Source organism: Zobellia sp. B3R18, assembly GCF_018860715.1.
Classification (GTDB): domain Bacteria; phylum Bacteroidota; class Bacteroidia; order Flavobacteriales; family Flavobacteriaceae; genus Zobellia; species Zobellia russellii.
Window position 1 is genome coordinate 133901 of sequence record NZ_JAHKQG010000011.1, and the last position, 15861, is coordinate 149761.

Annotated in this window: 17 protein-coding genes; 8 read left to right on the forward strand and 9 right to left on the reverse strand. The window is 40.7% G+C overall.

Annotated elements, in window-relative coordinates:
* Window positions 1–9 precede the first annotated feature (9 nt).
* Entirely contained in the window at window positions 10–990 is a 981-nt protein-coding gene (locus KO513_RS07070; protein ID WP_215912843.1) for a PLP-dependent cysteine synthase family protein, read from the reverse strand.
* Between the two features lie 78 nt (window positions 991–1068).
* Window positions 1069–2310: an ABC transporter permease gene (locus KO513_RS07075; protein WP_215912844.1), complete on the reverse strand. Its 1242-nt coding sequence runs from the start codon at window positions 2308–2310 to the stop codon at window positions 1069–1071.
* A 3-nt stretch (window positions 2311–2313) separates the two neighbouring features.
* On the opposite strand from KO513_RS07075, the gene KO513_RS07080 reads away from it, so the two are divergent.
* Window positions 2314–3576, forward strand: a complete 1263-nt coding sequence (locus KO513_RS07080) for an exo-beta-N-acetylmuramidase NamZ family protein (protein WP_215912845.1) — start codon at window positions 2314–2316, stop codon at window positions 3574–3576.
* 11 nt (window positions 3577–3587) lie between these two features.
* Here the strand turns inward: KO513_RS07080 and KO513_RS07085 are convergent, their stop codons facing one another.
* The 3 genes from KO513_RS07085 to KO513_RS07095 are packed head-to-tail and all read right to left on the reverse strand — an operon-like array spanning window position 3588 to window position 5498.
* Complete coding sequence (locus KO513_RS07085; protein ID WP_215912846.1) at window positions 3588–4436, reverse strand: sterol desaturase family protein; 849 nt, start codon at window positions 4434–4436, stop codon at window positions 3588–3590.
* A 51-nt stretch (window positions 4437–4487) separates the two neighbouring features.
* On the reverse strand, window positions 4488–4970 hold the full coding sequence (locus KO513_RS07090; protein ID WP_215912847.1) for a GyrI-like domain-containing protein: 483 nt from the start codon (window positions 4968–4970) through the stop codon (window positions 4488–4490).
* Between the two features lie 33 nt (window positions 4971–5003).
* Window positions 5004–5498: a YkgJ family cysteine cluster protein gene (locus KO513_RS07095; protein ID WP_215438345.1), complete on the reverse strand. Its 495-nt coding sequence runs from the start codon at window positions 5496–5498 to the stop codon at window positions 5004–5006.
* 75 nt (window positions 5499–5573) lie between these two features.
* Here KO513_RS07095 and KO513_RS07100 point away from each other — a divergent pair, with 75 nt between their 5' ends.
* Window positions 5574–6281, forward strand: a complete 708-nt coding sequence (locus tag KO513_RS07100) for a class I SAM-dependent methyltransferase (RefSeq protein ID WP_215912848.1) — start codon at window positions 5574–5576, stop codon at window positions 6279–6281.
* Between the two features lie 50 nt (window positions 6282–6331).
* Entirely contained in the window at window positions 6332–7258 is a 927-nt protein-coding gene (locus tag KO513_RS07105) for a hypothetical protein (protein WP_215912849.1), read from the forward strand.
* A gap of 7 nt (window positions 7259–7265) precedes the next feature.
* On the opposite strand, the gene KO513_RS07110 is transcribed toward KO513_RS07105, so the two are convergent.
* Window positions 7266–7898 (reverse strand): 7-carboxy-7-deazaguanine synthase QueE, encoded by a 633-nt coding sequence (locus KO513_RS07110; protein ID WP_215912850.1) that lies wholly within the window; start codon window positions 7896–7898, stop codon window positions 7266–7268.
* A gap of 192 nt (window positions 7899–8090) precedes the next feature.
* On the opposite strand from KO513_RS07110, the gene KO513_RS07115 reads away from it, so the two are divergent.
* Genes KO513_RS07115 through KO513_RS07135 form a run of 5 tightly spaced genes read left to right on the forward strand, consistent with a single transcriptional unit; the run spans window position 8091 to window position 12491 of the window.
* Window positions 8091–9599 carry a helicase HerA-like domain-containing protein gene (locus KO513_RS07115; protein WP_215912851.1) on the forward strand — a complete coding sequence of 503 codons (1509 nt, stop codon included), beginning with the start codon at window positions 8091–8093 and terminating at the stop codon, window positions 9597–9599.
* 47 nt (window positions 9600–9646) lie between these two features.
* On the forward strand, window positions 9647–10195 hold the full coding sequence (locus KO513_RS07120) for a hypothetical protein (RefSeq protein ID WP_215912852.1): 549 nt from the start codon (window positions 9647–9649) through the stop codon (window positions 10193–10195).
* Window positions 10196–10235: 40 nt separating this feature from the next.
* Window positions 10236–11201: a YitT family protein gene (locus tag KO513_RS07125; protein ID WP_215912853.1), complete on the forward strand. Its 966-nt coding sequence runs from the start codon at window positions 10236–10238 to the stop codon at window positions 11199–11201.
* Between the two features lie 12 nt (window positions 11202–11213).
* Entirely contained in the window at window positions 11214–12053 is an 840-nt protein-coding gene (locus KO513_RS07130; RefSeq protein WP_215912854.1) for an alpha/beta fold hydrolase, read from the forward strand.
* Between the two features lie 12 nt (window positions 12054–12065).
* Window positions 12066–12491 carry a VOC family protein gene (locus KO513_RS07135; protein WP_215912855.1) on the forward strand — a complete coding sequence of 142 codons (426 nt, stop codon included), beginning with the start codon at window positions 12066–12068 and terminating at the stop codon, window positions 12489–12491.
* A gap of 46 nt (window positions 12492–12537) precedes the next feature.
* On the opposite strand, the gene KO513_RS07140 is transcribed toward KO513_RS07135, so the two are convergent.
* From KO513_RS07140 to KO513_RS07150, 3 genes are read right to left on the reverse strand one after another with little or no spacing between them, the layout of a single operon-like run.
* Window positions 12538–13509 carry an aldo/keto reductase gene (locus KO513_RS07140; protein WP_215438354.1) on the reverse strand — a complete coding sequence of 324 codons (972 nt, stop codon included), beginning with the start codon at window positions 13507–13509 and terminating at the stop codon, window positions 12538–12540.
* A gap of 47 nt (window positions 13510–13556) precedes the next feature.
* Complete coding sequence (locus tag KO513_RS07145; protein ID WP_215912856.1) at window positions 13557–14417, reverse strand: alpha/beta hydrolase; 861 nt, start codon at window positions 14415–14417, stop codon at window positions 13557–13559.
* An 11-nt stretch (window positions 14418–14428) separates the two neighbouring features.
* Window positions 14429–15850, reverse strand: a complete 1422-nt coding sequence (locus KO513_RS07150; protein ID WP_215912857.1) for a Gfo/Idh/MocA family protein — start codon at window positions 15848–15850, stop codon at window positions 14429–14431.
* Between the last annotated feature and the right edge of the window lie 11 nt (window positions 15851–15861).

The following is a 15861-nucleotide window of genomic DNA, read 5'->3' on the forward strand; positions in this document are numbered from 1 at the left end:
CTTACAAAGCTAATCTAAAAACCCTTTTTCACGCATCCAATCATCATTGAACATTTTTCCAACATACCGGCTCCCATGGTCATGAAAAAGTACTACAATCAGGTCATCTTTTTTAAAATGTTCCTTTAATTGTAATACCCCTTTTATAGCCGCTCCGGCAGAATTGCCCAAAAACATAGCCTCTTCTTTAGCCAAACGTTGGGTGTAAACCGCTGCATCCTTATCCGTAACTTTTGTAAATCCGTCAATGACATCAAAATCTACATTTTCCGGTAGAATGTCCTCCCCTATACCTTCGGTGGTATATGGATAAATTTCTTCGGGGTCGAATACTCCGGTTTCATGATATTTTTTAAACACCGAACCATAGGTATCTACACCCCAAATTTTAATATTAGGGTTCTTCGATTTTAAAAACTTGCCCACTCCGGAGATAGTTCCGCCCGTACCCACGCCCACTACAAAATGGGTAACCTTGCCATTGGTCTGCTCCCATATTTCAGGCCCGGTAGTCAAAAAGTGGGCTTTGGAGTTACTAGGGTTATCATACTGGTTAACGTACCATGAATTAGGTACCTCTTTTGCCAATCTTTTTGCGGTGGAGTAATAACTACGCGGATCACTAGGTTTTACATCTGTAGGGCAAACGTGTACCTCGCTCCCCATAGCCCTTAGAATATCTATTTTTTCCTTGGACTGTTTATCACTTATAACACAAATAAGCTTATACCCTTTTACCGTTGCCGCCAATGCCAGACCCATACCTGTATTTCCTGAAGTAGCCTCAATAATAGTCCCTCCAGGTTTCAATACACCTGAGGTCTCGGCGTCCTTAATCATCTGCAAGGCCATGCGGTCCTTAACGGAATTTCCGGGGTTAAAAGTTTCGTACTTGGCCAAAACCATGCAGGGCAACTCAGAAGTTAGTCGGTTTAATTTCACTAAGGGCGTATTACCAATGGTGTCCAGAATATTTTCCGCGTATTTCATGAGCTAACTGTTCAGTTTATATATAGGGAAAATACGAAGAACGTCCCACATATAAAAAGAGACCATATCTATGTGCCCCTATTCGAACTTAATTGCCTTAACGGGAGTAATTTTAGTGATGATATAGGACGGCACCAAAAGCATAAAAACACAAAGCACCAGCACGCCAATATTTAAGGCCACTACGGTAATAAAATCTATATGTACCGGCACATAATCTATGTAATACTCTTTGGGGTTTGGGAATTTCAATACCTGAAATTTATCCTGAATAAAGATGGCTCCCAAGCCAATGACATTACCCCAAACAAGGCCTATACCAATGAGGTAGCTGGCGTTGTACAAAAACACTTTACGTATGCTCCAGTTGGCGGACCCTAAAGCCTTTAATATTCCGATCATCTGGGTTCGCTCTAAAATTAACACCAATAAAGCGGTAATCATATTAAACCCGCTTACGATAATTACGATGCCTATGATCAAAATAATATTAAAATCGAACAGGCTTATCCATTCAAAAATCTTATAATACTTATCTATAATAGTCTGCGTATCTAACGTGGACAGGGTTTTACCATAAATCTCCCTGCTCTTCTCATCTATATCATCAAAACTATTCAAGAAAATTTCAAAGTTCCCCACTTGATCATCGCCCCATTTGTTCATACGCTGAATATGGCGTATGTCCGTAAAGAGATAAAGTCCGTCAAACTCCTCAAAACCGCTATCGTATAGTCCGGTAATCTTAAATTTCCGCTGGTTGGGCAATTTTGAAACATCGCCATCCTTTAAGAAAAAAGCATAAAATGTATCTCCGGTTTTTAAGTTCAACCGGTTGGCCATGAGCGTAGACATAAGAACTTCCTCATTTAGCTCGCTCGTATAATCGGGCAATTTACCGTCTACCAAATACTCTTGAAAAGCAGACCAATTATAATCACTACCTACCCCCTTGGCAATAATGCCTTCAAAAGTAGTTTCGGTTCTAATGATACCCGCTTTGCTAGCTACTGCCTGTACATGGGCAATACCATCAACTCCCTTAAATTCCGGATAAAAATCCTGTTCTAACGATACCGGCATTACGGAAACGTCCGAAGCATTATTATCGTAACTAGAGATTTGGATATGACCATTAAAAGCGGCCACTTTCTCGCGAATTTTATGCTTAAGCCCCACTCCGGTAGCGATAGCAATGAGCATCATTACAACCCCCAAGGCAATAGCTGCAATTGCTATTTTTATTATTGGAGCGGAAATACTAATTTTATGCGCCTCACCTTTGATGAGCCGCTTGGCCAAAAAATATTCAAAATTCAATCTATGGCGTTTTTAAACTGTTTCAAAAGTACATTTTTCATTTGGTTTTTGCTTATTATAGCCTGCGGAAACACGCCTAAAGCCGAGAAACCTGCTACAGAACCAATTTTGGTGCCCAACGATACTATTGTTGAAAAGCCCGTTATAGTTGCAGCAAATAGGACCGATGCCTATTTACCCTTATTAAAAGGAAAGAAAGTGGCCGTTGTAGGAAACCAGACTACCATTATTTTTAAAACGACCAAAGCGGACACGGAGTCTTCCGCCCCCTACGTTCACCTAGTGGATTCTTTACTGGCCCTGAATGTTGATATCAAAAAAGTTTTTGCTCCCGAACACGGGTTTAGAGGCAGTGTTGATGCCGGCGAAAAGGTGAAAGACGGAGTTGACAGTAAAACCGGACTTCCGCTCATTTCGCTCTACGGAAAAAACAGAAAACCTTCTGCCGCACAGTTAAAGGATATTGATGTTGTGCTTTTTGACATTCAAGATGTGGGCGTTAGGTTCTATACCTATATTGCCACGTTGCAATTGGTAATGGAAGCTTGCGCGGCAGAAAACATACCTCTGATCGTTCTTGATCGTCCTAACCCCAATGCGCATTATATTGATGGGCCTACTATGGAAAAAGCCCACACCGGCTTCTTGGGAATGACGGAAATACCATTGGTCTATGGAATGACCATTGGTGAATATGCTCAAATGATCAATGAAGAACAATGGATAGAAGGTGAGAAAAAAGCAAACCTTACCGTAATACCCTTAGAAAATTGGACACACGAAACGGAGTATAGCTTGGCCGTTAGACCTTCTCCCAATTTACCCAACGATATTGCCATTAATCTCTACCCAAGTTTAGGTCTTTTTGAAGGCACCAATGTTAATGCCGGAAGAGGAACGGAACTACAGTTCCAATGTTATGGAGCTTCATTTTTAGACAGCACCCAATATAGCTTCAGGTATACGCCAATGCCTAATTTTGGTTCCAAAAGCCCAAAAGAGAAAGGAAAAATTTGCTTTGGAAAGGATTTATCCGAGTTTCCTAAAATGAGCGGGGTATCCGTTCAATGGCTTATAGATGCCTACACCAACTCCAAGGACAAAACCAAAGTGTTCATCACAAGTGGATTCACAAAACATGCAGGCACACAAAAACTACAAAAACAAATAGAAAGCGGAGAAACCGAGGAAACCATAAAAGAGAGCTGGCAACCTGATTTGATTAAATTCAAAAAAGTAAGAAAGAAATATTTACTTTATCCATAGCCCCAGAATGATTACAAACTACTTTCCGTTTCGGACCAAGTGGTGGGCTTTCTAGATTTGTGAAAGGGCTGTTTTAGCAATCCTTTTATGCTTGCGTTTTCAACCTCATCAGGAAACGTATCTACCCCGTAAATGATACTTTCTCTATCAAACTTCTTAAAAGTTCCAAAAAGACGGTCCCAGATAGAAAATATGTTTCCATAATTACTATCCGTATAAGGTAATTTATAATGATGATGCACTTTATGCATATCCGGTGAAACAATGACCCAGCTTAAAACCTCATCTAGCTTTCTGGGCATTTTAATATTGGCATGATTAAACTGGGTAGCCACTAGAGAAAGTGATTGGTACAACATAACAATACCAATAGGAGTACCCACAATTAACACCCCGAACAATGTAAAGACAAAACGTATCATGCTTTCTAATGGGTGATGGCGGTTGGCCGTAGTGGTATCTACATTGTGATCGGTATGGTGCACCAAATGAACTCGCCACAAAAGCTTTACTTTATGCTCAACAAGATGTGCCAGGTACGCCCCGATCAAATCCAAAAGTAAAAGTCCCACAATTACATACAACCATAAGGGCATTTCCGGCAACCAGTTGATGATGCCAAAATTCTCGGTCACGGTAAAATCTGCGGTTTTTAGCAACAGAAAGGCCAGTACAAAATTTACGATTACCGTTGTAAACGTGAAAAAGAGATTGGGCAAAGCATGTTCCCATTTCTTATAGGTAAAACCAAAAAGGGGCACAATGCCTTCTAACACCCAAAAAAAAGTAATCCCTCCCACCAAGATAAGCGAACGGTGTAAAGAAGGGATAGTTTCAAAATAATCAATTATGAATTCCATACTTTAAATATAGAAAATTTAAAGTATTACAAAAAAAGGGCGCTATAACTGCTATTTTAATTTTATCGGTATCCAAACCTCTTCTTCGGAATCAGGTTGGTTATTCTTATATTTCTCACCCAAAATTTCAAAATGGGGCCTGCGGTCCAATTCATACTTGGAACTTGGTATCCATTCCTTAAAAATAAAATTCATGGTTTTAGCAAATTCACTAGAGGGCCCCTTGTGAATGAACACTGCGTATAATCCCCCATGTAAATCCAAGGTTTTGAAATCTTTGGCATACGCACCATATCCACTCACTTCTGTGACCGCCCACTTTGTAAACTCCGTAGTTGGATTAAACCCCACCTCGTCCGGGAAGGTATCATACACTTGTAAAGAATATAAATCTGAACCTATACTATTTGTAATATGCTTTTTAAGCGGCATAAAACCGCTCCATAGCTCAAACGTACGATTATTGGACAGACTCATTTTTAAAGCATGCCCTACCAGTTTCTTTTCTTCAAGCTCAACTATTCTGGGCTCCATACAGCGTGTTCAATTAAGGTTCTAAAAAAAAAATCAGTTACCAATGGCTTTCTTCATTTTCTCTACGATATTGAATGCCGCAGGGCAAATGGCCACGTTTTTTAAAGTCAGGTTAGAGATCTGCTGAAACTTTTTACGGTCCGTATGCGGAAACTCCCGGCAGGCCTTTGGCCGTACGTCATAAATTGAGCAATAGTTATCCGCCCCTAAAAAAGTGCAGGGAACTTGCTGTAACACATAATCGTTCTCCTCATCAACACGTAAATATTGCTCTATGAATTTTTGGGGCTTTAGCCTAAAATATTTGGCAATACGCTCTACATCGGCTTTTGTAAATAATGGGCCTGTTGTTTTACAGCAATTGGCACATTCCAAACAATCGGTTCGCTCAAATTCATCATCATGTAATTCTTGCATTACATAATCCAAATTCTTGGGTGGCCGCTTTTTAAGCTTGGCAAAAAACTTGCGGTTTTCATTGTGCTTATCCTTCGCTTTCTTGGGAAGTTCCTTTAAAATTTGCTCCATCCTCTTAAAAATCTGACCAAAACTAAACAAGAAATACTTAAAAAGTCCAATTTTGCCAAACAAACCACTTCTCCTATGATAGACGTATTTGGCCGTGCCATATTAGATTTTCAAAAAGACAACTACACGGAAGACATTATTACCTTCTCCTCTTTGGATGAAGAAGATGTCATTCCTGTGCCCTATTTGTTCAGAAACTTCAAAGAAATGCCAAAGCTGGAGCAAGAGGCGCTACAGCTTTGTAAGGGATTGGTTTTGGATGTTGGCTGCGGCGCCGGAAGCCACAGTCTATATTTACAGGAAAAAGGTTTGGACGTGACTGCCCTTGATTATTCCGAAGGAGCCACCAAAACATGTAAATTACGCGGGTTACAAAACGTAGTGTATTCGGATATCTACAGTTTTAAAGACCAAAAGTTCGATACGTTGTTATTGTTAATGAACGGTATTGGTATTGTGGGCAAATTAAACCATATGTCCAAATTCTTGAAACACTTAAAAACCCTAATGAACCCAGGGGCACAAATTTTATTGGATTCCAGCGATATCATTTACATGTTTGAAGAGGACGAAGATGGTGGTGTTTGGGTACCGGATACCGGTTCTTACTATGGTGAAATTGAATTCCAAATGAAATACAAAGACCAAAAAAGCGATTCTTTTTTCTGGTTATACCTGGATTACAACACCTTAGAAAAAGCCGCTGAGGCCAACGGTTTTAACTGCAAACTTGTAAGAAACGGCGAACATTACGACTATTTGGCTAAATTATGGCTTAAATAACAGTATTTTTCGCCATTTTTGTTCTTAATGAAGGCCCCTAAAATACAAGGATGAACAAATTACGAATACTTCCAGCAGTTTTAACTCTTATCTTTTTTATAGGATGTTCCAAAGATGATTCCGTACAAACTCAGGAAAGAGAAACTACCCAGGCCAAAGAAGCTAGCCTTAAAAGTGCCGGGGCTTCGGCAACAGACCTTTTATCTAACGACAACTTTACCAAGCTTTTAATAGAGATTGCCTACGTAGACGGGTTTAAGCCAACCGAAGAGGCCATGGAAGGTTTTGTATCCTATTTAAAACAAAGAACATTCAAAAAAGATATTGAATTAAAATACACCAAACTGGAATCTCCGGACGAAGAAAATCTGACTTTGGAAGAAATAGCCAAACTAGAATCCGAAAACAGAACGGTTTACAATGAAGGTTCTACCCTTGGCCTATACATTTACTTTGCAGATGCTCCTGCCGAAGGCGATGATGACGAAGAAGGATTGGTTACCCTAGGTGCGGTATACCGTAATACTTCTATGATCTTACACGAAGTAACCATTCGTAAACTGGCGGACCGAAGTTTTTTCATTACGGATGCCGATGTTGAAAATTCTACATTGAACCATGAATTTGGCCATCTGTTCGGGCTTGTAAACCTAGGGACAAAACCCGTTAACGACCATGAGGATATTGAACGTGATGAAGACGGAAAACCCGTTTTGGACGAAGAAGGCAATACAAAGGGCAACAATCACTGTTCAGTTGAAGGTTGCTTGATGCGAGCCGAACTTCAATTTGGTGGTTTTAGCGGAAAATCTGCCAAAAGTGCAACGGATAACGGTACCATTACGGCTGCGTGCCGCCTTAGCGGAAAAGATGTGCTTAGAATGCTGGAAGCAAAAACTTCCAAAGGTATTCTACCGGAACCTCCTAGTTTAGACGCAGAGTGCCTTCTAGACCTACGCTCTATAGGAGGGCGCTAAAGAAGAATTACGGAATATTCAAATACTTATGCGTCTGTAAGCTTACCTTCCATTTTGGGTTTTGCATAACATAGTCTACGATCATAGGAACCACTTTGTCCCGAACGCTCCATTCTGGTTGTAGGTACAAAATGCAATCTTTATTGGTTTTTGCCGCTTCCTGTTCTGCAAAAATTAAGTCGTGCTTATTGTATACTATAACCTTTAGCTCATGGGCTTCGTCATATACCTTACCCATGGGCAATTTGTTCTTTTTTGGCGACAGACAAATCCAGTCCCACGTACCGGTCAAAGGATAAGCACCGGAAGTTTCAATATGGGTTTTTAAGTTCTTGGCCTTTAGAGCATCGGTTAAAGGTTGCATATTCCAAGTTAGGGGTTCCCCACCTGTAATAACAATAGTATCGGAATACTTAGCGGCGTTCTCGGTTATCTGCTCAATAGCCGTTGGCGGATGGGTTTTTGCATTCCAGCTTTCCTTAACATCGCACCAATGGCATCCTACATCGCAACCACCTACACGAATAAAATATGCTGCTGTACCTTTATGGAAGCCTTCTCCCTGTATGGTATAAAATTCTTCCATTAAGGGCAACATGTTCCCTTTATCAACTTCCTGTAAAACTTCCTTTTTAACCATCGTGCAAAGATACGCGTTGAAAATACCAAAACCCAAATTCTCAAACTTAAATTATGTGCGTGCATAATAATCCGCTAAGTCTGTAATTTTCATTGCCTACGGCCCCTATTCAGCTTTGTTCAAACCCAAACTTCTCTAAAAGTCTCGGCTAAACAGTAAAAATTCCCTTATTTTTACTTCAAAATACGCCGTATGCCAACTAAAGACAAATTTGTAGAACATATAGAAACCGGTTATACCACCAAAGGTGATTATATAGTTATGGGTGCCGCCATGCTTAATGGTGAAGCGGTTACCAATGCCCATGTAAAAGTGCCCCTAAAGACGTTGAACCGTCACGGACTTATTGCAGGAGCAACGGGTACAGGTAAAACAAAAACACTTCAGGTACTGGCCGAAAATTTGTCGGACAAAGGCATTCCGGTTCTGTTAATGGACCTTAAAGGTGATTTAAGTGGACTTGCACAGCCAAGTCCCGGTCATCCAAAAATAGACGAGCGTCATGCCATGATAGGCAATCTTCCGTTTGAAGCAAAGTCGTTTCCGGTAGAGGTTCTATCCCTTTCCGAGCAAGACGGGGTAAAACTTAGGGCCACAGTTTCAGAATTTGGACCAGTGCTCCTATCACGTATCCTAGACCTTACCGAAACACAAGAAGGTATTGTGGCCGTGGTCTTTAAATACTGTGATGACAACAAACTACCACTGTTGGACTTGAAAGATTTTAAGAAAGTACTACAATACGCAACCGGATCGGGCAAAGCGGAATTCACCAAAGATTACGGTAGAATTTCCTCTAGTTCAACTGGCGCCATTCTTAGAAAAATTATAGAGCTAGAGCAGCAGGGTGCCGATTTGTTTTTTGGCGAAAAATCATTTGATGTAGATGATTTAACCCGAGTTGATGAAAATGGAAGGGGCTACATTAACGTTTTACGCTTGACGGATATTCAAGACCGCCCAAAACTGTTCTCTACTTTTATGTTGAGCCTACTGGCGGAAATCTACAGTACATTTCCTGAGCAAGGCGATAGTGACAGACCAGAATTAATCCTGTTTATAGACGAAGCCCACCTAATTTTCAACGAAGCTTCAAAAGCACTATTGGACCAAATTGAAAGTATTGTAAAGTTGATACGCTCAAAAGGAATAGGGCTTTACTTTGTTACCCAAAACCCTGCCGATGTTCCCAATGAGGTTCTTTCGCAGCTGGGGCTAAAAGTTCAGCATGCGCTGCGTGCCTTTACCGCCAGAGACCGAAAAGCGATTAAACTTACGGCGGAAAACTACCCTATTTCCGAATATTACGACACTAAAGAAGTCTTAACCTCTCTGGGTATTGGAGAAGCCTTGATTTCCGCTTTGGATGAAAAAGGAAGACCTACTCCACTTGCCGCCACATTGCTTCGCGCCCCCATGAGCCGTATGGATGTATTAACGGAAAGCGAGCTGAAAACTGTGATAAAAAATTCTAAGTTGGTCACAAAATATGGTGAAGTTATAGACCGTGAAAGCGCTTATGAGATCTTGAACGAAAAGATAGAAAAGGCAGAAACAGAAGCAGCAAAGGAAAAGGCTAAACCAAAAACCACCTCTAGAAGACGAAGCACAAGCACACGCCAGAATCCAGTTATAAAAGTACTGACCAGTGCCACTTTTATTCGTGGTGTTTTAGGGGTCTTGAAAAAAGTAATTCGATAAAGTAAAACGCAATTTTTCAGATAGCAACGAACAATCTACACAAATACATGAAAAGTATACTAATTAGCATCTGCCTAATCCTATGTCTCACAAGTTGTAATGAAGAAAAGGACACGTCCTTCTCTATTATAAAAGACCGTGTAGGCAAATTGGACCGTATTAGTCTGGTACGCGACTTAAAAATTATATACGAAAACGATTCTATCGTAAAGGATAGCACCAGTATTAATAGCGCTAACAACAGTAAAAAAGTTAAGGTGTTCGAAAAAGGGGGTAAACCCTTATTGACCCTTACTCCAAACTCGGATAGCATACCCACTATTGAGAATATTCGCATTGAAGACCCACGTTTTACTACGGATAAAGGTGTTGGCCTAGGTAGTACTTTTAAGGATATTAAAGACAACTATACTATTCGCAAGGTCATTACATCTATGAACAACGTGGTTATTCTTCTAAAAGATAGCGATGTCTATTTTACCATAAGTAAAGAGGAGCTACCTTCTAGTTTGCGGTATGCCTCAAGTGTAAATATAGAAGCTGTCCAAATTCCGGATGATGCCAAAATCAAATATATGATGGTTGCTTGGGACTAGGTTTTCCTCGTAGTTACATATTATAATTTAAAACCGTACCATGAATTCAATTTTGCAATATCTCTTGGTACAACGCGCCAAAGCCAAATTAAAGGGCGAAAAGGCAATTGCCAAAAGACAACTTGTTAAAGAAATCAGGTTGGGCCAAGTAGAGTTTGTCCATGCCATAAAAGAAATACTCTTTATTGCAATTGGTGTAGGCGCTGCAGGTTTTGGCCTTAAAGGTTTTTTACTGCCCAATCATTTTATTGATGGTGGGGCCACTGGGGTTTCTCTATTGATCCAGGTAAAATCCAATATCTCATTGGGCATTTTATTGGTATTGGTGAATATGCCGTTTATTCTTCTTGGCGCCAAGACCATCAATAGAAAATTTGCCATACGAAGCATTTTTGCCATTATAGCACTCGCCATTGTGGTTCATTTTGTCCCCTACCCTATTATCACTAGTGATAAGCTATTGATTGCCGTTTTTGGGGGATTTTTCTTAGGTCTAGGTATTGGTATGGCCATGCGAGGTGGCAGCGTTATTGATGGTACCGAGGTACTGGCCATCTATCTTAGTAGAAAATGGCACTTGACCATTGGTGATGTGCTTCTTCTTATTAATATTGTCATTTTTTCCGCAGGTGCTTATCTTTTAAGTATTGAAACGGCGCTATATGCTATTCTCACCTACTTGGTAGCCGCAAAGACCGTAAACTACGTGGTTGACGGTGTAGAAGAATATATTGGCGTTACGGTAATTTCCCCTAAAAATGAAGAGATACGGATAATGCTCACCGAAAAAATGGGCAGGGCATGTACGGTTTATAATGGAAAAGGAGGATATACCAAAGATGGCAATTCCCGGGTTTCAACAGAAATTATCTATACGGTAATGACCCGTTTGGAACTGGCCCGATTAAGTACAGAAATAGATAAAATAGACAAAAACGCCTTTATAGTAATGGGGGTAGTAAAAGATATTAAAGGAGGGATGATTAAAAAGAAGCCCCTAAAATAGTTCTCAAAACCTATGCAAAAAACCCTGAACAAAATGCTCCCCAAAGTCTATGGGCGCTATTTTAATATGCTCGCAAGAGTGTCCAAGAAAAAAGCCGCTAAGAAAGCTTTTTATGTTTTCTGTACCGTACGAAAAGGCAGGGTACTCCCTAATCAAAAGGAATATCTAGACCAAGCAAAAGGTGACACTATTGAAGTTAAAAAGCATACGTTACAGACTTATCACTGGCCAGGAAATAAAGAGACCGTTCTTTTGGTTCATGGGTGGGAAAGCAACACGTTTAGATGGCGTAATCTCATAGCCAAGCTTCGTGAGGCAAATTACAATATTGTGGCGTTTGATGCTCCTGCACACGGGTATTCTTCCGGGAAATATTTAAACGTACCCCTATATTCGGATGGAGTGCAGGCCATGATTCAAAAGCACGATCCAAAATACCTAATAGGACATTCGGTTGGTGGTATGACCTTGATGTACAATGAATTTTATCATCAAAACACAAATGTTGAAAAAATGGTTACAATTGGCTCACCTTCGGAGTTCTATGAAATCATGGACCACTATCAGCGGCTGCTAAACTTTAACAATATGGTCCGCAAAGCGTTAGAAGCGCTTATCCTAAAACGTTTTGGTTTTACCGTAGCTGAATTTTCATCTTCACGCTTTGCCGAAAAGAATACCAAAAAAGGACTTTTGTTTCATGATGAAGAAGATAAACTAGCTCCTTTTCATGCTTCCGAAGCTGTTCATGCCCACTGGAAAAATAGTACTTTTGTTCGTACAAAGGGCCTTGGACACTCTATGCACCAAGAACATATAAATGACCAAATCGTAGATTTTTTAAATCATTAATTCCCAAAAAATATGCAAACCGTAACCCCTTTTCATATTGCTATACCTGTTCATAATCTAGATGAATGCCGAACATTCTATAGAGAAACGTTAAACTGTGAAGAAGGCCGTAGTAGTGACCATTGGGTAGATTTCAACCTATTTGGACATCAATTAGTAATTCACTACAAGCCAAAAATAGAGACCGAAGGTACCCATAGCAACCCAGTAGATGGTAAAAATGTACCCGTACCTCATTATGGTGTTGTTTTACCTTGGGACGTTTTTGAGTCCTTCTCGCAAGAACTTAAAGAAAAAGGAGTCACTTTCGTAATTGAACCTTACGTACGTTTTAAGGGCCAGACCGGTGAACAGGCCACCATGTTCTTTTTAGACCCTGCGGGAAACGCTTTAGAATTTAAAGCATTTAAGGATATGGAACAGTTATTCGCCAAGTAAAAACCGTACCACTCTTTGACTGTGCTCAGAGTGGCACAGTAGTATTCTATTGTGACCACTCGGTGGGCTTTCTTACCCAACGGTGTTTTTTCAATTCTTCTATGAGTTCCTTTGGTAATCCGTTTCCATCACTGGTTGCGGTATTGGCCAAAACATTACGCTCTTTTCGCATACCAGGTATGGTCGTACCAATAGTCTTGTTCTCCAATATAAATCGCAGTGCCATTTCGGCCATGGTCATTCCTTCTGGAATTAATGGTCTTAACGCTTCTGCATGTTCTACACTAGAATTTAAGTTTTCCGGAACAAAATAGGTACCTCGCCAATCTCCCTCTGGAAAGGTGGTTTCCTTGGTAAGGTTACCGGTCAAAGTGCCTTCATCAAAAGGAACACGTGCAATTACGGCAATATCCATCTCCTCACACAAAGGAAAAAGTACGTCTTCGGGATTTTGGTCAAAAATATTATAAATGACCTGTACGGCATCTATCAAACCTGTTTTTAAGGCCTTGATTCCGTTTTCGGGCTCCCACCTGTTTACACTGATGCCCATGGCGCCAATCTTGCCGGACTTCTTTAAGTCTTCAATAGCCCGTTGCCATTCCTCACGGTGAGACCACCCATCGTCCCAAGTATGAAACTGCATTAAATCTATACGTTCCATGCCCAGATTGGTCAAGGTTTTCTCTGTATACTCAATAATGTGATTTGTAGGATAGGAATCCTCAAATGCATATTCCGGTCTTGCCGGCCAGTTAAAATTTTTAGGCGGAATCTTACTTGCGGAATACAATTTGGTTTTGGGATGCCTACGGATAAGTTCCCCTAGCAACTCCTCACTATGCCCCTCACCATAACCCCATGCGGTATCAAAAAAATTAACCCCGTTTTCAACCGCTAAATCCAACGATTTAGCAGACTGTTCATCATCTGATTGTGTCCAACCGGCCATTCCCCACATACCGTACCCTACTTCACTAACTTGCCAACCGGTTCTCCCGAATCTTCTGTAAATCATTCTATATTTTTAATTTTATTTTATTCCCTCAAAACGGATACCTACCATTAATGCTGATGAAAAGCATCGGACACAAAACCAAGAACCTCCGGTAGTGATTCCCGCCAATACGTCCAAGTATGGCCGCCATCGCGCACTCGGTATTCATGTGGAATTTTCTTTTTTGTCATGGCAATATGCACTAAACTATTGCCCTCGAACAAGAAATCATCATCACCACAATCTATATACCACCTAACGGATTTAACATCTTCTTCCGGTACGGTCTTTAACAATTCCAACGCATTATGCTTTTTGAAATATTCCTTTATTTCAGCTTCACTATACTTTACATCGCTTTTCTTTAACCGTTCTTTAAAATCGGCAATAGTTAACGGTCCAACATAAGCACTTAATGGACAAGCCGAAGAAAAGAGTTCAGGCCGGTGCATTGCATACATAAAGGTTCCTCCTCCCCCCATGGAAAGTCCAGAAATAGCCCTGTAACGTTTTTCGGCCTTAATGCGGTACTTCTTCTCTATATGGGGCATAAATTCCTCAAAAAAGAAATCTTCATAACGCCAATCCTTTCCTTGATTAAAATAACCACGTTTACCCGTATTGGCATCGGGCATAACAATTATCATTGGTGTGGCCGTACCCGCTTTTATCGCGTTGTCAGTAATGCGTAGAACCTCTCCAAACTGTACCCAACCTGTTTGGTCATCACCCGCGCCGTGCAACAAATAAAGAACGGGATAGGAACGTTGTGAGGTTTCGTAATCCGGAGGCAGGTATACCGCATACTTGCGTTCCCCTTTTAAGATTTCGCTTTTTAGGGTCAATTCGTCAAATACCTTTCCTGTTTGACCGAAAAGGGAAACATTTAGAAAAAGACCGATGAAAATTGTAGTAATTAATCTATTCATAATCCGTCTTATTAAAACTCTCGGTAATCACCACCTAAGAATTGATTGGCTTCATCCTCGGAAAATTTAGTACTCTGCGCATCCCAATGCAAGGTCTGATTAGGAAAACGACCGGCAATTACACCAAGCAAAATAGTCTCTGTTAAACGTCCTGCATACGAAAAAGGAGCCGTAGTCTGCCCTTTACCCAAGCAGGCATCAACAAACTGATGATAATGCTTTGGACCTTCCGTATCATAATTGCGAATAGGCTCTCCTAAATTATTGGCTTTGGAAACCTCAGCAATTTCTTTGGAGATATCCACATATTTACCTTTTACAATTTTCTTTGGCAATTGCATAAAATGAGGTAGTAACAAACGTCCCTTTTTACCAATGAACATAGCACCTTGATCAGGTAATTGACCTGCTCCGGCTACACCTGCATCTAACGATATGTCATTTTTTTGACCTGCGCCATTTTTTTGCTGTTTGCCCGCACCTTTACTGTCCGGCAATATTAAATCTTCATGCTCCGGTGGCATTCCAGGGCCGTCATACCAAATCCATTTAAGGTTTTTTGTAGTGTATTCCGTTCCAGGGAATTCATAGGTTACGGTATTGTTCTCAGGAAAACCATACCCGTTAGGCTCACGACATTCATTTTTAATAGTTAAAGGCACATCTAAATTAAGGGCATTATAAGGTGTATCAAAAATATGTACCCCCATATCACCCAATGTACCGCAACCATAATCTAACAGCCTTCTCCATTTGCCGGGATGGTAGTACCCCTCTTTATAAGGGCGTTCTTTGGACGTACCTAACCAAAGGTTCCAATCCAATTGGTCCGGCACCGGGTCTTCCCCTTGAGGCTCATCTCCGTTGTAACCCCATGATTTGGGAGACCAGGCATGTACAGTATGTACCTTGCCTATGATACCACTTTGAATTAAAAGGGTAGCCAAGCGGTAATCATAAAACGAATGCACCTGAATGCCCATTTGGGTCACCAAATTCTTTTCTTTGGCCAACTGCATCATTTTTCTTGATTCATCTACATAATGAGTCAATGGCTTCTGACAGTACACGGGCTTGTTCATTTCCATAGCCATTAAGGAAGCAGGCGCATGGGTATGGTCCGGTGTAGAAACGACTACGGCATCAATCTCATCTCCCATTTCATTTAGCATAGCCCTATAATCAAAAAACACACGTGCCCCTGGGTGCAGTTTATGTGCTTTTGCCAAGTTGACGGAATCTACATCGCATAACGCAACAACATCTACAGAACCATGAGAAGCAATTGCGTTCAAATCTTCAGCTCCCATATTACCCACACCAATATGGGCCGTTCTAAGTCTTTTTCCATTTTGGAAAGCCCACGCCGCATTGGGCAACAAAGCGAACGAAGATACGGCCGCCGCGCTTTTTAAAAATTCTCTTTTATTCATTTTCAAGTAAT